This window comes from Deltaproteobacteria bacterium IMCC39524, assembly GCA_029667085.1.
Lineage (GTDB): Bacteria > Desulfobacterota > Desulfuromonadia > Desulfuromonadales > BM103 > M0040.
This window is the reverse complement of record JARUHJ010000003.1, coordinates 114234-135806: the sequence shown is the minus strand read 5'-3', so window position 1 is coordinate 135806 and position 21573 is coordinate 114234. Positions and strand designations below refer to the sequence as shown.

Below are 21573 nucleotides of genomic sequence, written 5' to 3'. Positions count from 1 at the left end.
ACCCATAATAACCCAAACAGGGGAGTCAGGGTAAGAGGCGACCGATCAGATCAAAGAGCACACCCGGGAAGAGGCCTAAGACGAGAACCGCAGAGGAACAAACGGCGAGAACAGCGTGCTCGAGGGGCGAGCCGACATGCCAGGTTGAGGCGGGCTTGTCGGATTGGAAAAGCAGCATGGCGACACGCAGGTAAAAGGCAAAGGAGACGACCGAAGCAAAAACCCCGATCACGACCAGACCTATATAGCCGGACTGCAAGGCCGCATGAAAGATCGTGAACTTGGCCATGAAGCCGGCGGTAGCGGGCAACCCGGCCAACGACAGCAGCAGCAGGACCAGCACGGCGCAGCGCAGCGGATGCCGATAGCCCAAGCCCCGCAAATCATCAAAAGACATCGGCTCGCCGCGCTTGTCTGCGAAAGAAGCGATTACGGCAAAGGCACCGAAGCTGGCGACAACGTACACCACCACGTAAAAGGTTGTAGCGGCCAACCCCTCGGAAGTTTGACAGAGCAGGCCCACCAGCAGCGTGCCCATATGTGTCACAGAGGAGTAAGCGAGCAGGCGCTTGAGATTCTTTTGAGCGAGGGCGCTGAAGGCGCCGACCAACATCGTCAAAGCCGCAAGCAGCCAGATCAAGTCGACCAGGTCATGCCAGATCGGTCCTGAGGCCGCCAGCATGCCAACCAACGCGGCGACCACCGCTCCTTTGGAGCCGGTGGCCAGCAGAGCAGCAACCGGAGCAGGAGCCCCCTGGTAGACATCGGGCGTCCAGAGATGGAAAGGGGCCAGGGAAATCTTGAACCCAACCGCAATCAGGATCATCCCCCAGCCCAGCAGACCCCAGGCGTGCAGTTCACCGCTCACGGTGGTGAGTTGTGTCATTGCGTCAGGAAGAGCGAGCGAACCGGTCGAGGCATAGATCAGGGCAATACCGAAAGCCATGAAACCGGTGGCGACGGCGCCCATGAGGAGATATTTTAAGCCGGCTTCAGCAGCAAATTCACAGTCACGGTTGCAGGCAATCAATATATAGAACACCAGGGTGAAGGTCTCGAGAGCCAGAAACAGGCCAAGCAGGTGGGTGGCTGAAGAAAGCAGCGCCATACCTGCCGCACCGTAGAGAAGCAGGGAAACATATTCGCCGGCCCCGATTTTCTTGTCCTCGACAAAACGACCGCCAAGCATCAACCCGGCCGCAGCCAGCAGTGACCAGAGGATGGTAAAAAAGCGCGCGTAACCGCCTGCACTGAAGAGGCCGGCGATCTCAGAGACAGGTGGTGCCACCATCCCGGCGGCCAGTGCCGCCAGTAAAGCCGTTAGAATACCACCGGCAATAAGCGGACGAGGTTCTCTGTACCAGGCTCCGACCATGAGAATGGTCGTTGCGGCAAAAACGAGAATCAGGACGGGTAATAAAGCGAGCAGGTCAAGTAGACTCATGGCAGACCTCCCGCCAGCAGGGAAGCGACAGCGCCATGCATCGGCGCCAGGAACGGTTCGGGATAAACACCCATCCAGACGACGAGGATGGCCATTGGCAAGAGGATGATCCACTCTCTCAGGGTCAAATCAGGCAAGCTGCGTTCTTTGTAAACCGGGCCCCAGAGGACTCCCTGAACCAGGCGTAACATATAAGCTGCGGCAAAGACCACACCGAGCAAGGCAATCACCGCCCAGAACGGGTGCTGCTGGAAGGTGCCGAGCAATACCAGGATCTCACCGGCAAAGTTGGCCAAGCCGGGCAAGCCAAGCGAAGCCAGGGAAAAAAGCAGGAAGAGGAAACCGAGGCAGGGCGCCTGACCCCAGAGCCCACCCAATTCTTTCAAACTGCGCGTGCCGGTCCGTTCTTGAATCAAGGCAACTAACACGAAGAGAGCTCCGGTGGTGATACCGTGGGTGACCATCAGCAGAATACTGCCCTCCCAGGCCGTCAGCTGCCAGGCGGCCAGGCCAAGCACTACCAGACCAAGGTGGGAAATCGATGAATAGGCGAGCAGGCGCTTGATATCATCTTGATGATAAGCACTCCAGGCGGCATGAAAGAGCCCGACCAGAGCGAAGACCGCAAGGATCGGCAAAAAGCTCTCTGTGGCATTCGGGAAGAGCGGGAAGGCCACGCGAATCAATCCGTAGATACCGGTTTTCAGCAGCAGGCCGGTCAGGTCGAGAGAGCCTGCCGCAGGTGATTCGGTTAGAGCGTCGGTCAGCCAGGTATGAAATGGCACCAGTGGCGACTTGACGATGAAGGCCGCCATGAAGCCGGCGAAGAGCCAACCTTCCTGAGCAGCGGTCAGTTGGGTTTGCAAGAGATCACCGATGACAAAGCTGTAAATGCCACTCTGTGCGCCGTGGATCTGGTAGAGCGCGATGATGGCGATCAACATGAAGAAGCTGCCGACCAGGGTGTAGAGGAAGAACTTGAGCGCGGCCTGACGGCGGTTGGCTCCACCCCAGACACTGATCAGGAAGAACATCGGGATCAGCGCGACTTCCCAGAAGAGATAGAAAAGAACTAGGTCGTAGGCAAGGAAGATGCCCATCAAACCAGCTTCCAGCAAGAGTAGCAAAGCAAAGAAACTGGAGACTTGACGTTCAACACGCCAGGCGAGCAGAACCGCAGAAACCTGCATGAAAGAGGTCAGCAGCACCATCAGCAGGGCGATGCCGTCCAAGGCCAGAACATAGCGGGCGCCGTAACGCTCGATCCAGCTGACATCCTCGTACAGCAGCCAGCGACCTTCACCCTGCCCATGGCAGATAAAGAGGTAGAGGGCTACGCCGAAGACCGCCAGCGAAGTCGCCAGCGACAGGGCGCGACAATCGGCGGGACGTTTGCTGTGCATCAGGCAGAGAAGTGCGCCGGCCAGGGGCAACACAACCAGCAGGCTCAGCCAGGGAAATTGTGGAAGGCTCGTCAACTCAGTCATCAGTGGCCTCCCCCGCTAACCAGCTTCAGCAGGAACCAACCGAGCAGGACGAGAAACCCCCAGGCAAAAGCAGAGAGGTAGGTTGTCAATCTTCCGGTGGTCATCTGAACAATCAAGGAACTCCAGCCCATGGCCATCTTTGCCAGGCCGTTAAGGGTGCCGTCGAAGAGGGTACGATCACAACCTGAAGAACAGAAACGGCCCATGGCTGCAAAGGGGCGGACAAAGAGCCGATCGACGATGGCGTCGGCATACCAGCCATTGAGGAGGAAGCGACTCAGTGCGTTCTCCTGCGGGGCCCGATAGACTCGATAACGCCAATGGGCCGCGAACCAGCCAACCGCTGCGATCGCTACGGCGAGAAGGATCAGCATCCATTCCACCTCGTGACTGGCGGTCACGGTACGACCTGCCAGGTTGTCGTACCAGTGATGCAGTGTTTCGCTGCCACCGACAAAGGCAGGCAGGTTGAGCAAGCCACCGAATAGTCCAATGAAAGCCAGCGGCCAGAGCGGCCAACGCATCAGCAGCGGCAGTGCATGGGGATGACCCACACCGCGATACTCTCCGGCAAAGACCAGATAAACCAGGCGGAAGGTATAGAAGGCTGTCAACAGCGCCGTGACAACCCCGATCAACCAGAAGACACGGTAGAAGGGTTCCGGATGGGTAAAGAGGGCCAGCAGGATGCCGTCCTTGGAGAAGAAACCGCCGGTTAATGGTAAACCCGCCAGGCAGACGGCCCCGGCCAGAAAGACCCAGAAGAGTTCGACGGGTCCGCGACGGGTCAAACCACCCATTTTGAAGATGTCATTTTCTTCACCGGCGAGATGAATCACACAACCGGCGGCCATAAAGAGTACGGCCTTGAAGAATGCATGGGTCAGAAGATGGAACATGGCACCGGCCACGCTGCCGGCGCCAACCGCCATGAACATGTAGCCAACCTGGCTCATGGTCGAATAGGCCAGCACTCGTTTAATCTCGCGTTGGGCCATGGCACAGGTCGCGGCATAAATTGCCGTCAAGGCACCAATGGCTGTAATCGCGGTCATGGCGACTGGCGAGAGGGAGACCAACGGGAAGAGACGGCAAAGCAGGTAAACACCAGCAGTGACCATGGTCGCGGCATGAATCAGCGCTGAAACCGGCGTCGGGCCGGCCATAGCGTCGGCCAGCCAGGTCATCAGAGGGAGTTGGGCTGATTTGCCGCAAGCGCCGAGCAGAAGGAGCAGGCTCACGGCGATGACAACGCCTGGTGAAATCGAGGCCGCCTGGGCATTGATTTCACTGATCGACAGAGTGCCGGTAACCGCAAAGAGCCAGAGCAGGGCGATGGCAAGAAAAACATCGCCAACGCGGGTGACCAAGAAAGCCTTGACGCCAGCTTTGGCGTTTTCCAGCTTGCGATACCAGAAACCGATCAGGCCGTAGGAACATAGCCCCACGCCTTCCCAGCCGAGAAAGAGCACCAGCAGGTTGTCGGCCAGGATGATCGCCAGCATGGCAAAGACAAAGAGATTGAGCAGGCTGAAAAAGCGGGCGTAATCCTCTTCTTCATGCATATAGCCGACTGCATAGAGATGGATCAGAGAGGCAACGCCGGTCACCATCAAAGTCATCGGTGCCGCGAGGCGATCGAAGTTGAGGGCGAAGCTGATATCGACGCTGCCGCTGTTAAGCCAGGTAAAGAGAACCGCGCGGGTCCCTTCTCCTTCAGCGTAACCCCAGAAGAGCAGGGTCAGCACAAAGGCCCCGACGACTCCCGTTACTGCCAGAACCTCGGCAAAGAGGCGCGGCAGGCGCATGCCGAAGACCATGTTGATCACCGCACAGCAGAGCGGCAACAGAGGTATGAGGAAGAGCAGGCTCTCGTTCATCCACGCATCCCGTTGAAAACATCGGCGACCAAGCTACGCTTGCGCCGCCACAGATAAACCACCATGGCCAGGGCCACTGCAACCTCTGCAGCGGTAATCGCCATGAGTATGATTACAAAAACCTGGCCATCGGCTTGCTGCCAGTAGGCCGAGGCCGCGACAAACACCAGTGAAGCGGCGTTGAGCATGATCTCCACGCCAACCAGAATCATGATGACCTGGCGTCTCAGCAAGACACAGGTCAAACCGAGCACAAAAAGCGCTGCCGCAAAAGCCAGAGCATGTCCGAAGGGAATCATCATTGTTCATCCCCTTTCGGTAATGGCTTGCCGAGCATGTAGGCCCCAATCGTAGCAAAGAGCAGCTGGAAGGAGATCACCTCCACCGCCAGGGCGTAGCGGCCGAAGAGTGCTTCGCCGACGGCCTGCGGCGCCAGGTAGAACGAGCCAATGTCCTTGCCCGCCGCCGGATCCTGGAAAATCAGCATCAGGGTGCAGATCATCAGGCTCGAAGAGAGCAGCACCAGAGGCCCCCATCTCTGCCATCCGGGTCCTTGCGGAGTTTCTTGCGGTGCCAGACCGAGCATCATAATAATAAACAGAAAGAGCACCATGATTGCACCGGCATAAACAATCACCTCAAAGGCTGCCACCAAAGGGGCTCCGAGCAGGTAGAACATGATCGCCAGGGCGAAGAAGCTCACCACCAGGTAGATCACGGCGTGGACAGGATTTCGGCGCGTGATGCAGAGCAGGGTTGCTGCAAGCATGATGAAGCCGAGTATGTAGAATAACAATGTCGCCATAAATATTAGCTCGCTACAAAAACTTAAATACTTACCACAGAGGCACAGAGAACACAGAGGTAAAGGATTCAAAACAGTCTCTGGTTTTTCTCTGAGTCCTCTGTGCCTCTGTGGTGTACCTTTTGTTTAGAGCGCTCACCCTTTCTGGGGTTCGAAACCACGCACTTTCTTCTCTAAAACCCTAACTTCAGATCGAAGCTCTGTAAGTTTATTAGTGATAAACTCAAGGCACTAAAGCTTTCGGATCCACGGGACCGTATTCATCTTCGTTGCCGCCGCGTTCATTAACCACACCGATTCCCGCATGTTCGTAATAGTTGTATTCCGTATCCTTGCCGCAACCATCGATCAGCAAATCTTCTTTTTCCTGCACCAGCTTGAGCAGGTCACGATTGCAAATCTCGTAATCCGGGGTGGCCTGGATCGCCATGGTTGGACAGGCTTCAGCGCAGAGGCCGCAGAAGATGCAACGGGCAAAATTGATCCGGAACCAGCTCGCATAACGGCGGCCGTCACCATCTTCAGCGGCCTGCATCGAAATGCAGTCGACCGGACAGGCAGCACTGCACAGCTGGCAAGCGACACAGCGCTCCGTGCCGTCAGGATTGCGGGTCAACACGAGGCGCGCCCGGTAACGTGGCGGCGGCGTGCGCTTCTCTTCCGGATACTGGATGGTCACCGGCTTCTTGAAGAGATAACCGAGGGTGATCCAGAACGGCTGCAGGGTGCCTTTTATATCGCGCCAAAGATTCATAATAATTTCGAGTACAGGGTCACAGGTTCAGGGAACAGGGTTCATGGTGAAAGGCTTAACCTTCAGCCCTTTTCCCTTAACCCTTCTCCACATTTAGCTATCCATTCATCGCCAACCGGATCGCTCCGGTAATAACCACATTCAGCAGGGCCAGTGGAATCAACACCTTCCAACCGAAGCGCAGTAACTGATCGTAGCGCGGGCGTGGCATGCTGCCGCGGGCCCAGATAAAAAGGAAGGCGACAAAGAGGACCTTACCGACAAACCAGACCACCGGCGGCAGGAACGGCCCGTGCCAACCACCGAGAAAGAATACCGTGGTCATGGCGCCGATGACGATCAGGTTGATATATTCGCCGACAAAGAAGAGCCCGAAGCGCATACCGGAGTACTCGGTATGGAAACCCGCGACGATCTCGTTTTCCGCCTCCGGCATATCGAAGGGGGTCCGTTTCGATTCAGCGGTGATGCTGATCATAAAGATGATGAAGGCCAACGGATGCTGCAACATATTGGGCCAGGTGGACTGTGCCATGACGATCTCGGTCAGGGAGAAGGACTTGGCACTCATCACGACCGGCACCAGAGCCAGGCCAAGTGAGAGCTCGTAAGAGAGCATTTGCGAAAGGCCACGCATGGCACCGAGCAATGAATATTTTGAGTTTGAGGCCCAGCCACCCAGCACGACACCATAAACAGCCAGAGAGGAGAGCCCGAAGATGTAGAGCAGGCCGATGTTCAAATCACATACAACCATCGGGATCTGGCGACCGAACAGGGTTAGCGGCGGTGAAAACGGCACGACTGCAAAGCTGAGCAGAGCGGTCAGGGCGGTCAACCCGGGAGCGAAGAGGAAAATCCACTTGTCCGCACGGGCGGGGACAAAGTCTTCCTTGGTGATCAGTTTGATGACATCGCACAACGGCTGGATCATACCGCCGGGACCGATACGGTTGGGGCCGTAACGCATCTGCATGCGGCCCAGAATTTTTCGCTCAGCCAGCACCAGGTAGGCGGCCATGGTCAGCACCACGCCGAAGATCAGGCCGAGCTTGACCAGGATGAGAATCAGGCTGATCAGCAGATCATTCATCGCTGTGCCTCCTTCTCAAGTCGGCAGTCGAGCATGCCGCCCGGGACCATCCCTTCAAGCGCGGTATCCCAGAGTTGCGGTACCATGACCAATCCTTTCAGCATCTTTTCGTCCGTGCGGATCATGACGTGACAATGGCCAAAATGAGTGGTCAGACGTGCCCGTTCGTCCGCTGCCAGATTCAACTCCGCTGCCAGCTCAGGATGCAGGAGGACATAAGGTTGCGGCTCCGTGGCGGCCAGAGGCGCAGAGAGGTGCGCCAGCCAGCGGGAGCCAACCTGGCCGGTGATGGCCATGAGAATCAAGGACTCAGCCGCCGCGGTATGAGGCAGTTCCTGCTCTTCGGCCGGAGGCAAAGTGCCTTGGGCGGTCAGGCGGACACCTGTCGTTTCTGCGGCAATTGATGAAAGTCCTGCAAACAGGGGATGGTCCTGCTCGATTGATTCGCGCAATTCAACGAGGTTCAAATCGCGTTCGAGGAGTCCGGCCAAAAGCAGCCAGTCTGCTTCGGGAGCGGAACCAGGGGTTGTCTGGAAGAATTCGCGGGGGGGGTGGTTGCCAGCACCTGCCTCACGGATTGGCACCCCCGGATCGATGACCGGCAGGAAGTCCTGCAGGCGGCCTTCGTTGTTCACATAGCTTCCTGCCATTTCAGCGTTGGCACGTGTTGGCAAGAAAATATCAGCACGTTGGGCTGCGAGGTTCGCTGTCGAATCAAAGCTCACCAGTACTTCCAGATGACCGAGAGCGGCCTGAGCTCGAGCAGGATCCCTGGCTTCACGGAAGGGATCACTTTCCAGACAGACCAACGCGCGCACGGTGCCTTCCTGAACGGCATCAAGAACGCTATCAAAATCAGGGCCGTTACCGGAAAGGAGAGCGCCGCCATAACTGTTGGGCCCGGCCAGCAAGGTGATGACACCGACAGAGCGTTGATCAGAGGAGAACTGCCCTGCAACAGAGCAGAGGGCCTGAACGCCCTGCCCACCAAGGATTTCAGCCCCACCGATCAGAACAGGACGCTGAGCAGCCTTGAGTTGCTCAACGAGACTCTCAAGCAGGGCTCGCTCGTCAGCTTCGAAGGCGTTCAAATCGTTCTTGCCGAGCGCCACGAGGGCTTCTGACAATCTTTCCGGAGACAGTGGCAAGTGGTTTGCAGCGCAGGGCAACTCCACCGGACGAGGGTCAATAACGACGACCTTGCCACCCTTGCGTACCGCCTGGCGGATAGCTAAGGCCAACATCGGAGCTTCTGCCAGAGGATCGGCACCAAAGAGGACCACCAGGTCACTTTGACGGAGATCTTCCTGGCTGCGGACATGCTTGCCAAGTTGGGCTGTCAGAGTCCGGGCGGCACGATCACGCCCCTGATGAGCTTCGTAAACAAGCTGCTGCGAACCGGTTGCTCTAGCCCAATCGTGTAAAAGCACACTGGCTTCAAAGCTAGAGCGGGGAGAACCGAGGAAAGCGACGCTGTCCGGTCCGTATTTGCTTGCGATTGCTGCAACCCGCTCACGGGCGGCACGCAAGGCAGTATCAACAGCGACAGGCTGTCCATCGAGGCGCGCCTGACGCGGTCGCTCGGGATGATTGACATGATCGTAACCAAAGCGGCCGCGATCGCAGATGAAGAAACCGTTGGTTTCCCGGTTGATACCGGCTCTGACCCGTTGTATCTCACGATAACGACCGCCGGGAACGGTGGCACAACCGAGGCTACAGTGCGGACAGATTGACGGCGCTTCTTGCAGATCCCAGAGTCGTGTCTTGAAACGGAACGGCTTGCTGGTAAGAACCCCGGTCGGGCAGGCATCGATAATATTTCCGGAGAAGGGACTCTCCAAGGCACCTTCCTGGAAACGGCTGTACTGAATCCGATTGCGTGAGCCAAAAACACCGTAGTCGGTACCGCCACAATAGTCGCGATAGGTGCGCACACAACGATAACAGGTGATACAACGGTTCATCTCCTGCTGTACGAATGGCCCCAGATCCTGGTTGACGAAGGTGCATTTCTTGCCACTATAGCGGCGGACACCATGACCACCGGCCACAGTCATCTCCTGCAACTGACACTCGCCGCCTTCGTCGCAGACCGGACAATCATGAGGATGATTGATCATGGCCCATTCGATGACATGCTCGCGCATTTCCATGGCATCGGGATCGGTTGACGAAACCACCATGCCGTCCTGAGCCTGGACCATACAGGCCATCTGCAAACCCTTGACCGGGCCATCGACAAACATCATGGCGCAGAGACGACAGGACCCGACGGATCCCAGTGCTTCGTGGTAGCAGAAGTGGGGGATGACGATGTCGAGTTCACGTGCGGCTTCGAGGACGTTGGTCCCGTCCGGCACGGTCACTTCAAGGTTGTCGATAGTCAGTTTAGGCATAAAATCGGTTGTCGGGGCTGGCCTCTGGGGGCTCGCCTAGTTAAAAGGACAGCATCCTTTGCGGATGTGATCCTTGATTTCATCTTCATAGAGCCGCAGCAGAGCTTCTACCGGCCCCATGGCGCCTTCGGCCAGGGCGCAAAAAGAGCGTCCCTTGATATTTTTCACCTGGTCCTTGAGCATCGCCAGATCGTCGTTGGTCGCCTGGCCGAACTCGATTCGGTCGAGCAGCCAGGAGATGGTGGACAGACCATCTCGGCAAGGTGTGCACCAGCCGCAGCTTTCGCGGGCGAAGAACTGGTTGAGGTTGCGGGTTACCGCCACCATGCAGGTGTCTTCATCAAAGACTGTCACGCCCGCTGTACCGAGACGGCTCTCGACCTCTTCAAGAGGGTTGAAATCCATCATCACGTCAAGGTGATCGGTGTTCAGGTATGGGGTTGACGCGCCACCTGGCAAACAGGCTTTGAATTTTTTGCCCCCCCGTACGCCACCGCCAAAATCTTCCACGACTTCACGCAAGGTGATGCCGAGGGGCAGCTCAAAGCATTCCGTGCGGTTCAGGTGTCCGGACAGGCCAAAGAGCTTGGTTCCGGCACTCTCCGGATTCAGCGCCAGATCCTGAAACCAGGCGGTGCCATGAGTCAGAATATGCGGTACGGTGGCCAGGGTTTCGACGTTGTTGACGTTGGTGGGTAGCCCGAAGAGACCACGCTGGGCCGGGAAAGGCGGCTTGGAACGCGGATTGGGCCGACGGCCCTCGAGACCGTTGAGCTGAGAGGTCTCCTCGCCAAGGATGTAGCGCCCGGCACTCCCGTGTACGTGCAGTTCGACGTCAAATCCGGAACCAAGGATATTTCCCCCCAGGTAGCCCGCTTCGACCGCTTCTTCAATCGCCCGCTCAAGCCGTTGAAAACAATCTTCGTACGCGTAACGCAGGAAGATGTAACCGATCTGGGTCTGCAGGGCATAGGCTGCAATCGCCATCCCCTCGACCAGTTGATGAGGGTCGGCCAGTAGCAGTTGGCGATCCTTGTAAGTGCCCGGCTCCATCTCGTCACCGTTACAGACCAGGTATTTGTCTCCCGGTTGATCGGCCGGGAAAAAAGACCATTTGATCCCTGTGGGAAAGCCTGCGCCGCCACGGCCACGCAGACCGGAGCCCTTGACAAGCTCGCAGACCTCGGCCGGCGACATCTTCATCGCCGCGCGCAGGCCCTGGTAGCCACCGTTCTTCTCGTACTCGGGCAAAAGGATCGTCTCGTTCGGCCGGCGATTTTTGAATAGAACCTGTGTATAGGCGTTCATATCCTTAAACCTCGGCCGCTACTGCGGCACGCTCCCTTTGCAGAATGGCATCAATCTTCTCGGTGGTCAGCAAACCGTGCGTGGTAAAGCCGATCATCATGGCCGGGGCATCACCACAGGCACCAAGACAGCAGGTTGGCAGCAGGGTGAAGATGCCGTCAGCTGTTGTTTCACCCAGGCCGATTCCCAAAGTTTTCATGAGATGTTCGGTGATCATCTCGGCACCGGTCGACCAGCAGCAAATTGAATCACAAACATGAATGACCCGCTTGCCAACCTCACGCCGGAAGATCTTATCGTAGAAAGTGGCCACCTCCTCCACTTCGATCGGTAGAACCCCGAGGGTTTCAGCCGTCAACAGCACACCGTCGTCAGGCACCCAGCCGTGATGCAACTGGATCGCCCGCAACTGGTCAACGATCAACTCATGGGGATGAGCAATCGCCGCCGCCTTGGCTTTGAAGCTGTCGATCTGTTTTTGAGGTAAAAGTTCTTTCATAAAAACCGACCAGCGCAACGCAAAGGCGCAAAGTTTAACGAATGGCGCAAAGAGAGTCTTTTCTCTTCATTGCTTTTCATAGCGTCTTTCTTTTTCCATTGCGTCTTTGCGTTAAAAAGCTACCTGTCCAAATCTGCGAGAATAAAATCAATTGCCCCCAAAACCATGATCAAGTCGGAAATCATCCAGCCCTTGGTGATCTTGGGGAAAACCTGCATGTGGGCGAAGCTCGGGGTGCGGATGCGCAAACGATACGGAGTGTTGCCACCGTCGCTGACCACGTAATAACCGCACTCACCCTTGCTCGATTCGATGCCGCGGTAACACTCGCCACGTGGTGGCGTCAGGCCGCGGGTCACATTCATAAAATGATGAATCAGTGATTCGATATCTTTTTTGCCGGCATTGCGTTCCGGATAGACATAACGTAAATCGTTGCTCACGTAAGGACCACCCGGCATATCGGCCGCGGCCTGTTTGACGATGCGCAAACTCTGGCGCATTTCGTTGAGCCTTACCAGGTAACGCGCATAACTGCAGCCACCGGTTTCAGTGGGAATCTCGAAATCAAAGCGTTCGTAACCGGAGTAGGGCATCTTTTTGCGCAGGTCCCATTCCAGTCCGCAGGCGCGCAGGTTGGCACCGGACATCCCCCAGTCGATCGCTTCGTCAAGGGTCGTGGCACCAACACCTTCGGTGCGCGCACGGAAGATCGGTCCGTTGGTCAACATGCGGTCGAGCTCATCGATGCGCTTGTCAAAATCGCGCGTAAAGATATCGACGGTCTGCTTCCAGCCATCGGGAAGGTCCATAGGCAAACCACCAACGCGCAGCCAGGCCGGGTGCATACGGCCACCGGTGATCTGCTCGATGATGTCAAAGATTTTTTCCCGCGACTCGAAGGTGTAGAAGACCGGCGTCATGGCACCGACATCATGAGCGAAAGTGCCGAGCCAGACCAGATGGTTGGACAAGCGGAAAAGCTCGCAGAGCATCACCCGAATCACCTGGGCCCGCTCCGGGACCTCGACACCGAGCATGGTCTCCAATGGCAACAGGTAAGCGAGGTTATTCTGCACGCCGGAGAGGTAGTCGATGCGGTCGGTGTAAGGGATGTACTGGTTCCAGTGTTGCCGTTCCGCGATCTTCTCCGCGCCACGATGGTGGTAACCGAGGTCGACATCAACATCCTCGACCTCTTCACCATTGAGCTTGGCGACCAGGCGCAGAACGCCGTGAGTACCGGGATGATGAGGACCAAGATTGAGAATCATGGTCTCATCGTCAACCCGCTCCATCTCTTTGCCACTGAAGAAGCTGTCCGCATCACGCGGCACCATCTTCATTGCCGCTTCCGGTGTGAAGGGCTCCATCTCGGTCGCGCGCGAGATATGGTCCTTGCGCAAGGGGTGCCCTTCCCAGTCGTGAGACATGAGAATACGGCGCAGGTCGGGATGGCCTTTGAAATCGATGCCGAACATGTCGTAGGCTTCGCGCTCATACCAGTTGGCCGTGGTCCAGACGTCGGTGATCGTCGGTGCCGTCGGTGTTTCTCCCTGCAGGGGGACCTTGACCCGCAGGTAGCCGGGGTCATCGAAGGACAAGAGATGATAGACGAGAGTGAAATCGTGATTGGGACGTTTTTTCCGTGCCCGCTCGTCGATTGCTGTCAGGTCTTCAAGGCGGCGGTATCGGGTCGGCGCCTGTTCCTTGAGGAAACGCAGCAACTCTGGAGCCGTCTCAGTGTCGGTCCAGAAGGTTGGCATATCAGCGCCCTTGGCGTCTTCACGCACCCGGTCACCAAAATGTTCGTGCAGGGTTTTGCGCAGGTCAGGTGTTGAGGCGACGAAGTCTACACGTGGCTGATCTGGACGCCATAACTCTTCGGCACGGCTCCCCCAGAAATTTGGCGCCTGGCTGGATGTGCCGCGGTTAGGGCTGTTGCCGAAGCCTGGTCCACGGGTGTCGCGGCTCTTGCTGACGCCGTCTATCAGTAGCGGTCCGTCTGTCCCCTCGCTGCCGCCTTGCATGCCGAGCACCTTGCGGGCGGGTTGCTCATCTGCGGCGATCTTTTCCTGCAACATGATCAGACCCTGCAGAAATGCTTCCGGACGTGGTGGACAGCCGGGCACGTAAACATCGACCGGCAGCACCTGGTTAACGCCCTGCATGACGCTGTAGACATCGTACATGCCGCCGGAGTTTGCACAACTGCCCATCGCCATAACCCACTTGGGGTTGGCCATCTGCTCGTAGACACGCAACATGCTGGCGCCCATCTTTTTAAAAGGAGTTCCGGAAATGATCATCAGATCGGCTTCACGCGGTGTGCTGCGCAAGACCTCGGCGCCGAAGCGGGCAATATCGAAACGGGGCGTCATGCTGGTCATCATCTCGACGAAACAACACGAAAGACCGAAGAACATCGGCCAGAGGCTGTTCTTGCGCCCCCAGTTGATAGCATCGTCCAGGGTTGTCAGTATGACATTGGGAGGCAACTCTTCGCTCATGATGCGCTCCCCTTTGCTCTGCGCTGATCATTCTGCGCCCTGCGCCGCTCGCGCTGGGCTCGCGGTTCCCAGTCGAGTCCACCGGTTTTCCAGATATGTACCAGGCCAAGGAAAAGGATGAAGATGAAAAAACAGACGTGGGCATAACCAGACCAACCGAGCCGCTCATAGGCAACCGCCCAGGAGGCGACAAAGAGGACCTCGACATCGAAGATAACAAAGAAGATCGCAACCAGGTAAAAGGGCACCGGGCCTTTAAGGCGGGCATTGTCGAGAGGCAGAATGCCCGACTCGTAAGGCTCCTGCTTCTGACGGGAACGGGTCTTGTGGCCAAGCCCCCAGGAGAGCAGCAAAAGAACCGCAACCAGGAAAATGGCTATACCACCATAGATTCCCAGAGCCAGGTAAGACTCGAATTCGGGTGGCGTCGCCATCAGCTGTGAGGGGGCTGTCGCAGGTGACATATGCTTAAGTTAAGTAACCTTCTGAAAAGAGGGAACAAACCAATCGTCAATTATCATTGAAGTCTCGAATCAGACTAGCATAAAAATGGGTCAAGTCCACCTTTTGGCGGGGGATTAAAGCCCATCCCGTGCCGTCTCTATCGCTGCCCTTGCCAGGGCATCGCAGCGCTCGTTTTCAGCGTGGCCGTCGTGCCCCCGTACCCAGCACCACTCAACCTCGTGCGGGTCGGTCAATTCCAGCAGGCGCTCCCAAAGATCACGGTTGGCCACCGGCTTCTTCTGGGAATTTTTCCAGCCGCGCTTGACCCAACCATCAATCCACTCGGTCATACCTTTTTTTACATACTGTGAATCGGTGGTCACCCTGACTTGACAGGGTCGCTTCAAGGCTTCCAGGCCGGCGATCGCACCGATCAACTCCATGCGGTTATTAGTGGTCTCCGGGTCATAACCGGAGAACTCTTTTTCATAATCGCCACAGCGCAGAACCGTTCCCCAGCCACCCGGCCCCGGGTTACCGGAGCAGGCACCGTCGGAGAAGATTTCCACCAGTTTCTCTGCAGGTTTACTCATACTTGCCATGTTCCAATCTGAAAAGATGATCATAAAAACACGAGAGCATCCTAACACAGCTTTTTTTGCAATTCAGCCCTGTTAAACCGGTATACAAATTAAAATCCCGCAAGAGCAATGAGGCAAAGCTAATTGCTGTGTTCCTGTTGCATAGAATATGCAGAAACACCCAAACAGGAGAAAAAACAAAAACCCCTCTACAACAAAGCAGAAGGGCCAACATCTCTGGGGCAAACTGACCCCGGCATCTTTACCGCCATCAGCAGTTTTGCACTGTAAAGAAACGACCAATAAATGTCAACTGAATTGTATACTGTATACACTTGAAGACGGTCAGAGCGACTCATATCTGCTCAACCCAGAAACACCTCAATTGCTGCGTTACAACATCAGCCAACATCAGTAAATTTTCCGGCTGAACATCGACAACCTTGACAACAGGCTTGAACCGACTGCTGCTTGGCATCAAGCCTTCCAGCAGGTTGGTGCGCTGATAAAGCCAGGCACTGTTCAACGTGCAAGGGAAAGTGTCCGGGAACAATGCCAGATAGAAGATATCGGCTTCAACCAGATCTTGAAAAAAATGTGAGCCAAAAGAAAGTTCAGGCATCAGGTCCCCTTCAGCAAAGGCAACTTCACCGATGGCAGCCATATTGTTTATCTCCGAAAACTTGACCGGAACGCCCAGCGACGGTGTGGAGGTTCCCCAACGCCCCGGACCGAGCAGCAGAGTCGGTTGTTGTTCGCGATCCTTGATACGCCTATTAAGACGGCCAATCAAGCGAGCAACTTCGTGTTTATCGGAAAGGGACAACTGTGAGTACTGTTTGGCATCAACCCAGATTATCCGTTTAATAGGCAATGCCGAATTGCCACCCATAAAGCCGCCATCCGCACTAAAGAAGACCTTTTCCGGTTCGATCTCACTTGGAATACTGATTCGTTTTTTTAACCCCTTGGTCTGCAGTGGCCGGCATTGCAACAGATTGATTTTGGACGCGCCATTCTTCGTTTTGTTAACGGTAAATTCTATATCAACAGGGTACTGATAAGCTTTTTCAAGGGTCTTGAGCAACAGCTGCATTCTCACAGGGAAGTCCGTTTTTTTCAGCAGGTGCTCAAAGGTCAGGAGCCAGACATCTTGAGCCGGCCGCCCACGCTCTTTTAATCGGGAAATGGTTTCCTGGTCCGGAACACCATAACACTCCAGGTTCAGGTCAATGCCTTCACTGACCAGGTTGAACAGTGGCAGCGATTGCAGGTCATTCTCGCTGATATTGACCAGATCGACATCCTTCTGGGAAAAACGGCGAATATCTTCATAACCTTTGAGTGGCAGCTTCATCGGCTCGTCAAGAGCGACAATCCGTGGATAATCTCCCTCGACCCGATCAACCGCACGTGTGCCAAGCCCAAGAACCAGCCGCAGCATACCGGCTTTCGGATCCATATGCTTGTCCCAGACAAAGGTATTGTAAGAAATGCCGACACCGGCCAATTCCGGGAAGTAATAATTTTTATGGTAAGAGCCGGACACACGCTGAACAAGAAGGCCCATCTGCTCCACCTGTTGATCAAGACCGCGTTGCTTGCGATAGGTCAGGGCGTCTTCGCTCATGGTGCTGGAGAAAACCTTGCGAACGGCATCTTCGAAGGCATTGTATCGATCTTCCGGCGAGCCCTGGTTGGCACAAAAAAAACTGTCGTATTTGCCGGCAAAAGCGTTGCCAAATCCGTCTTCCAGCAATGAGCTTGAACGGACAATAATCGGATATTGCCCGTAATAATCGAGCATGCTCATAAAATCTTCCCGTAACTGTTCCGGGAAAGATCCTGTCAACATCTTCTGATGGAGTTCGGCACCGGCCTCAAAATAGCCTTCCGGTGTTTTCTGTGCCGCATAGAGCTCCCACCAACCATTATTGACAATATAAGAGTAATAGACGTTTGACCCGACAAAGAAAGAATCGTGCTGCTCCAGTCGTTCAGACCAATCCGCATCCGGCTGGGTTTCCAGAATGCGCCGCGCCAGTAGCATACCGACCGCCTTGCCGCCGATAAACCCGGTGCCAATCATGCGCGCTTTGTAGGAAAGCAGATCGCTGAGTGTAAAATAGCGCCGCGCCAGGTTGAGGATATTGTCTTCGCGACCAATCAGGTGACGACAAAGATGTGCCACCATCTTTTCCTGCTCCTGCTGCGAGACCTTTTCAGAATTCAGTTCCTCCGCTTGCAAAAAGAGGCGATGCCAGTGGTCGAGACGACGACTGCCGGCATCCTGAACCTGACGATAGGCTTTAGACAGAAGCTCAGTTGCTTCAAGGCTGTTGGCAAGGGGGACAAAGCTGTCACCGGTCTGTCGATGTGGCAGGAACATGGTCGGGGAATGTCGCTCCCAGACTTTGAGCGGGTGTACATATCGTTGCCCTTCACGGTTGTGCAGTTCCAGCAGAACCTGGGTCGTCTCACGAATGCGGGCGATGGTTTTGTGGGCGTGACGATTGCGCAACAGGGCGAAATAGGCCACCGTATCAAGCTTGAACAGGTAAGGGCAGGTGACGTGGAAAAAGTTGGCGATCATATGATCGGTGACCCAGGCTGACAACAGGTCAGAGAGGCAATCGAAGACGTAGAAGGCGCCAACGCCTTTTTCGGTGGCAATTTCGTGAATAGCACAGGCAAAGGTCTCGAAACCTTCGCGCGGATCGAGCACATAGGTTTCAATAGGCAATTTTGGGTCAATCACAGGGGGGTGCTGGCCAAAGCGGAAATAGACAACCTTTCGCTTCTCGGCAAGGGCCTGCTTTACATAAGGAGTGACGAAGTACTGATAATCTTCAATGCTATCAACCTTCCAGACGACGTTGTCGCCCATCCGCAAGCCATCAAGGATTTCATCAAGACCATCGAAACCAGTTGTCACCCATCTGTTGTTCATGGACTTCCCCTTTAAGCTTTCATCAAGAAACTTAACCGCTGAAGCCTTTTCGGAACTGCAAAATCAGAGGAGAACCTTGGCCTCTTTCTACCCCGGCGTCGTCATTGCGCTCTTAAACTTGGCGTTTGGCGACCATGCTGCATAAGACAAAGGAATTATAACCCAAACAAAGGTTGTAAGTATTTAACGCACCAAAAGTAGGCGCTTTAGGCGAAGGCGCGCAGTGGTAGAGAACGTCCACAAAGGAAACCACTTCAAAAAGCGAGAATAGTCACCATTTTCGTCATTCCTGGCTTTTCTTTGCGTCTTTGCGTTGGTCTTTTGATTTCAACCTTTTACTGTTTTGGTGTAAAGACGTCTTCCCTTTGTTTGGATTATAGACCTTTAAAACAGCAGGGCCGGCAAAGTTATTGCCGGCCCTGCTTAACATCTGTTTGGGTCAAACTACGCCGAAAGCAACCATCGCCTTGGCAACACGGATAAAGCCAGCGATATTTGCGCCGTTGACATAGTTACCCGGAGTTCCGTATTCGATCGACGTTTCGTAGCAGAGTTCATGGATGTTGTGCATGATTTCCTGCAGACGCTTCTCCGTGTGATCGAAAGTCCAGGAGTTACGCTCGGCGTTCTGCTGCATTTCCAACGCTGAGGTTGCAACACCACCAGCATTGGCTGCTTTACCTGGGCCGTAAGCGATCTGGGCATCGAGGAAGATCTTAACACCTTCCGGAGTGGTCGGCATGTTCGCGCCTTCACCGACGGCGATACAGCCGTTCTTGACCAGCATCTGGGCGTCAGCACCGTTGATCTCGTTCTGGGTCGCCGAAGGCATGGCTACCTGACATGGAACTTCCCATATGTTGCCCTTGGCCACGTACTTGGCGTGCTTGCGATATTGAGTATAGTCCTTGATACGGCGGCGCTCAACTTCCTTGAGCTGCTGCAGCAATGCCAGGTCAATCCCCTTTTCGTCATAGATGTAACCATTGGAGTCAGAGCAGGTGACGACCTTGCCACCGAGTTGGTGAATCTTCTCAGTGGTGTAGATTGCGACGTTACCGGAGCCTGACACCGAGCAGATTTTGCCGTCAAAGCTGTCTTTACGGGCTTTGAGCATTTCATCAACAAAGAAGACCGCACCGTACCCGGTTGCTTCGGTACGGACCAGGGAGCCGCCCCAGTCGAGGCCCTTACCGGTGAGAACCCCGGCTTCCCAGCGGTTGGTGATGCGCTTGTACTGGCCGAACATGAAGCCGATCTCGCGACCACCAACGCCGATGTCGCCAGCGGGTACGTCTGTATGTTCGCCAATATGACGATAGAGCTCTGTCATAAAGCTTTGGCAAAAGCTCATGATTTCGTCGTCTGATTTTCCTTTCGGGTCAAAGTCTGAACCACCTTTGCCGCCACCGATCGGAAGACCGGTCAGGGCGTTCTTGAAAATCTGCTCAAAGCCCAGGAACTTGATGATGCCGAGATAGACGGAGGGGTGAAAGCGCAGGCCGCCTTTGTATGGGCCGAGTGCGCTGTTAAACTCGACACGAAAGCCCCGGTTGATCTGGACTTCGCCCCTGTCGTCCCGCCAGGGGACCCGGAAAATGATCTGACGCTCAGGCTCGCAGATGCGCTCAATGATTTTGTGCTGAGCGAACTCCGGATGTTTGACCAGGACAGGGCCGAGTGATTCGAGAACCTCGCGGGCGGCTTGGTGGAACTCTGTTTCCCCCGGGTTGCGTGCCAGAACTTCCTGAAAAATTGGCTCTACCTTCTCATCTAGCTGATTCGACATGCTGCCTCCTTTTTGTGCAGTTAGCTGCTTATTTAATATGCATTATGTCTTTTTTACCGTATATCTTTTTCGCAATCAAGCAAAACTTATAGTTGCTAATTTTTTGTGCACACGTTTTACACTTTCACATTCCCCCTCTACGGGGTGCATGCAGCCACCATAATGTTCAACCTGTTGCCAAAAAGACAAAAAACCCTTACGCCTGAAGTCGACAGTAAGGGTTTGAATGCTCTTGTAACACTTCATGCAGGCAGCGAATGAACAAAAATCTTGGGGCAACAATAGGAGAAAAAGCTTACAGGCTTTCAGGCCTTGTTTTAGTGGAGGTGGCCACTGAGGAGCAAGAGTAAAACAGTTGCGCTGACCATGACCCACAGCATGATACCAAGAAGAAGGGGCTTGAGGCCCACCTGCTTGAGAACTTTCTTAGTCAAGCCTGCCCCGACCAGAAACAACGTCATCACCAGCGTCTGTTTAGCCAGCAGATAAAGCCCTCCCCACACCCAGTCGAGAGATGGCAGCCAGGTATTGACGAAAGCTGCCGCAATAAAGCCGAGAATGAAAAGGGGGAAGCCGCTTCGTTCTTGCGACTTTTTCAACACACTCGCTAACAGGGTACAGGGTGCGATCCAGAGCGCACGGGTCAGCTTGGCCGTAGTGCCGACGCTCAAAGCAAGAGCGCCATATGCGGCCGAGGCGCCGACCACGCTACTGGTGTCGTGGATCGCAAGAGCCGCCCAGAGGCCGAACTGGTGCTGGTCGAGAGCAAAGAGATGGCCGAGAGGAGGAAAGAGAACCAGGGCGAGGGCATTTAAAGAAAAAACCGTGGCCAGGGAAACCGCGATCTCCTCATCCTTTGCCTTGATCACCGGAGCCATGGCGGCAATAGCGCTGCCGCCACAGATGGCCGTGCCGAAAGAGACCAGCGTTCGGGTATTCGGGGGCAAGCGCAGCGCCCTTCCCAAAAGTTCTCCTAGCACAAGGGTTGCGGTGATGCTGACGAAGGTAATCAACAGAGAGCTTTTGCCGACCTCTAGAACCTCTGCGAAGTTGACGCCGAAGCCAAGCCCGACAACTGAAAGCTTGAGCAGAGCTTTGCTCATCCGGGCGGTCTTTTCCGGAAAGGGGTTGTCGAAGAGAAAACTGAAAGCAAAGCCCGCGACCAGAGCCATTGGCGAAGTCACCAGGGGTATCGCAGTCAACAGAAAAAGCGCGACAAAAGTCGCTCTATGTGTTTTTTGCTGATTATCATTCATATGTGATTAGTCGATGATATCGGTTCCAACCTTTTAGCGGTTATTGCTTTTGCCCCAAGAATAAGGGAATGAACCTCCTGCAGCGAATAAAAAGCGACGGCTCTGCCTTTTCTGTAATCTTGAGATACTAAATCTTTGAGAGAAAAACAGCAAGAATCCGGTTGGCGACTAAAGGGGCCGGTGCTCCTTTTCAATACCTTTGTGAAAGGCTTATTCTCTGGCTATATGACCTGGTACGAAAGTCATGTTCCTTACAGGGAGGGTCTTGAACACGTCTTGGTCCTGTGAATCTCTTCTCTTTGAGAGAACCCTTAAACACCTCCCCAAACTTTCCCCGGTCCAGTATCCTGACCTGCTCACCTTACTGCTTATCG

General features: G+C 55.2%; 16 protein-coding genes. All 16 read right to left on the bottom strand.

What is annotated here, in order from left to right:
- Window positions 1–25 precede the first annotated feature (25 nt).
- The 16 genes from P9J64_08745 to P9J64_08670 all read right to left on the bottom strand — a co-directional run bounded on the left by P9J64_08745 (window position 26) and on the right by P9J64_08670 (window position 21199).
- On the bottom strand, window positions 26–1444 hold the full coding sequence (locus P9J64_08745) for an NADH-quinone oxidoreductase subunit N (protein ID MDG5468404.1): 1419 nt from the start codon (window positions 1442–1444) through the stop codon (window positions 26–28).
- Window positions 1441–2931, bottom strand: a complete 1491-nt coding sequence (locus tag P9J64_08740; protein ID MDG5468403.1) for an NADH-quinone oxidoreductase subunit M — start codon at window positions 2929–2931, stop codon at window positions 1441–1443. The genes P9J64_08745 and P9J64_08740 overlap by 4 nt, the downstream gene beginning before the upstream one ends.
- A complete protein-coding gene (gene nuoL, locus P9J64_08735) occupies window positions 2931–4811 on the bottom strand; it encodes an NADH-quinone oxidoreductase subunit L (protein ID MDG5468402.1) in 1881 nt (626 codons plus the stop codon). Before nuoL ends, P9J64_08740 begins: the two co-directional genes overlap by 1 nt.
- A complete protein-coding gene (gene nuoK, locus P9J64_08730) occupies window positions 4808–5113 on the bottom strand; it encodes an NADH-quinone oxidoreductase subunit NuoK (protein MDG5468401.1) in 306 nt (101 codons plus the stop codon). The genes nuoL and nuoK overlap by 4 nt, the downstream gene beginning before the upstream one ends.
- Window positions 5110–5616: an NADH-quinone oxidoreductase subunit J gene (locus P9J64_08725; GenBank protein MDG5468400.1), complete on the bottom strand. Its 507-nt coding sequence runs from the start codon at window positions 5614–5616 to the stop codon at window positions 5110–5112. Before P9J64_08725 ends, nuoK begins: the two co-directional genes overlap by 4 nt.
- A gap of 223 nt (window positions 5617–5839) precedes the next feature.
- Window positions 5840–6370 carry an NADH-quinone oxidoreductase subunit NuoI gene (gene nuoI, locus P9J64_08720; protein ID MDG5468399.1) on the bottom strand — a complete coding sequence of 177 codons (531 nt, stop codon included), beginning with the start codon at window positions 6368–6370 and terminating at the stop codon, window positions 5840–5842.
- Window positions 6371–6467: 97 nt separating this feature from the next.
- Window positions 6468–7463: an NADH-quinone oxidoreductase subunit NuoH gene (gene nuoH / locus P9J64_08715; GenBank protein MDG5468398.1), complete on the bottom strand. Its 996-nt coding sequence runs from the start codon at window positions 7461–7463 to the stop codon at window positions 6468–6470.
- Entirely contained in the window at window positions 7460–9862 is a 2403-nt protein-coding gene (nuoG, locus tag P9J64_08710) for an NADH-quinone oxidoreductase subunit NuoG (GenBank protein MDG5468397.1), read from the bottom strand. The genes nuoH and nuoG overlap by 4 nt, the downstream gene beginning before the upstream one ends.
- Window positions 9863–9898: 36 nt before the next feature.
- Window positions 9899–11170 carry an NADH-quinone oxidoreductase subunit NuoF gene (nuoF, locus tag P9J64_08705; protein ID MDG5468396.1) on the bottom strand — a complete coding sequence of 424 codons (1272 nt, stop codon included), beginning with the start codon at window positions 11168–11170 and terminating at the stop codon, window positions 9899–9901.
- A 4-nt stretch (window positions 11171–11174) separates the two neighbouring features.
- On the bottom strand, window positions 11175–11669 hold the full coding sequence (gene nuoE / locus P9J64_08700; protein MDG5468395.1) for an NADH-quinone oxidoreductase subunit NuoE: 495 nt from the start codon (window positions 11667–11669) through the stop codon (window positions 11175–11177).
- A gap of 119 nt (window positions 11670–11788) precedes the next feature.
- Window positions 11789–14179 carry an NADH-quinone oxidoreductase subunit B/C/D gene (locus tag P9J64_08695; GenBank protein ID MDG5468394.1) on the bottom strand — a complete coding sequence of 797 codons (2391 nt, stop codon included), beginning with the start codon at window positions 14177–14179 and terminating at the stop codon, window positions 11789–11791.
- Window positions 14176–14643, bottom strand: a complete 468-nt coding sequence (gene ndhC / locus P9J64_08690; GenBank protein ID MDG5468393.1) for an NADH-quinone oxidoreductase subunit A — start codon at window positions 14641–14643, stop codon at window positions 14176–14178. Before ndhC ends, P9J64_08695 begins: the two co-directional genes overlap by 4 nt.
- Before the next feature lie 114 nt (window positions 14644–14757).
- The gene (gene rnhA / locus P9J64_08685; protein MDG5468392.1) at window positions 14758–15216 is read right to left on the bottom strand and encodes a ribonuclease HI; all 459 of its coding nucleotides are present in this window, start codon (window positions 15214–15216) and stop codon (window positions 14758–14760) included.
- Window positions 15217–15559: 343 nt separating this feature from the next.
- Window positions 15560–18154 carry a PEP/pyruvate-binding domain-containing protein gene (locus P9J64_08680; protein MDG5468391.1) on the bottom strand — a complete coding sequence of 865 codons (2595 nt, stop codon included), beginning with the start codon at window positions 18152–18154 and terminating at the stop codon, window positions 15560–15562.
- A 439-nt stretch (window positions 18155–18593) separates the two neighbouring features.
- Window positions 18594–19943 carry an NADP-specific glutamate dehydrogenase gene (gdhA, locus tag P9J64_08675; GenBank protein ID MDG5468390.1) on the bottom strand — a complete coding sequence of 450 codons (1350 nt, stop codon included), beginning with the start codon at window positions 19941–19943 and terminating at the stop codon, window positions 18594–18596.
- A gap of 317 nt (window positions 19944–20260) precedes the next feature.
- Window positions 20261–21199 carry a putative sulfate exporter family transporter gene (locus P9J64_08670; protein ID MDG5468389.1) on the bottom strand — a complete coding sequence of 313 codons (939 nt, stop codon included), beginning with the start codon at window positions 21197–21199 and terminating at the stop codon, window positions 20261–20263.
- Window positions 21200–21573: the final 374 nt, after the last annotated feature.

What these genes read in the sequence shown, in the direction of transcription:
- P9J64_08745 (MDG5468404.1), bottom strand. Translation starts at nt 1,444, where the DNA reads ATGAGTCTACTTGACCTGCTCGCTTTATTACCCGTCCTGATTCTCGTT.
- P9J64_08740 (MDG5468403.1), bottom strand. Translation starts at nt 2,931, where the DNA reads ATGACTGAGTTGACGAGCCTTCCACAATTTCCCTGGCTGAGCCTGCTG.
- nuoL (MDG5468402.1), bottom strand. Translation starts at nt 4,811, where the DNA reads ATGAACGAGAGCCTGCTCTTCCTCATACCTCTGTTGCCGCTCTGCTGT.
- nuoK (MDG5468401.1), bottom strand. Translation starts at nt 5,113, where the DNA reads ATGATGATTCCCTTCGGACATGCTCTGGCTTTTGCGGCAGCGCTTTTT.
- P9J64_08725 (MDG5468400.1), bottom strand. Translation starts at nt 5,616, where the DNA reads ATGGCGACATTGTTATTCTACATACTCGGCTTCATCATGCTTGCAGCA.
- nuoI (MDG5468399.1), bottom strand. Translation starts at nt 6,370, where the DNA reads ATGAATCTTTGGCGCGATATAAAAGGCACCCTGCAGCCGTTCTGGATC.
- nuoH (MDG5468398.1), bottom strand. Translation starts at nt 7,463, where the DNA reads ATGAATGATCTGCTGATCAGCCTGATTCTCATCCTGGTCAAGCTCGGC.
- nuoG (MDG5468397.1), bottom strand. Translation starts at nt 9,862, where the DNA reads ATGCCTAAACTGACTATCGACAACCTTGAAGTGACCGTGCCGGACGGG.
- nuoF (MDG5468396.1), bottom strand. Translation starts at nt 11,170, where the DNA reads ATGAACGCCTATACACAGGTTCTATTCAAAAATCGCCGGCCGAACGAG.
- nuoE (MDG5468395.1), bottom strand. Translation starts at nt 11,669, where the DNA reads ATGAAAGAACTTTTACCTCAAAAACAGATCGACAGCTTCAAAGCCAAG.
- P9J64_08695 (MDG5468394.1), bottom strand. Translation starts at nt 14,179, where the DNA reads ATGAGCGAAGAGTTGCCTCCCAATGTCATACTGACAACCCTGGACGAT.
- ndhC (MDG5468393.1), bottom strand. Translation starts at nt 14,643, where the DNA reads ATGTCACCTGCGACAGCCCCCTCACAGCTGATGGCGACGCCACCCGAA.
- rnhA (MDG5468392.1), bottom strand. Translation starts at nt 15,216, where the DNA reads ATGAGTAAACCTGCAGAGAAACTGGTGGAAATCTTCTCCGACGGTGCC.
- P9J64_08680 (MDG5468391.1), bottom strand. Translation starts at nt 18,154, where the DNA reads ATGAACAACAGATGGGTGACAACTGGTTTCGATGGTCTTGATGAAATC.
- gdhA (MDG5468390.1), bottom strand. Translation starts at nt 19,943, where the DNA reads ATGTCGAATCAGCTAGATGAGAAGGTAGAGCCAATTTTTCAGGAAGTT.
- P9J64_08670 (MDG5468389.1), bottom strand. Translation starts at nt 21,199, where the DNA reads ATGAATGATAATCAGCAAAAAACACATAGAGCGACTTTTGTCGCGCTT.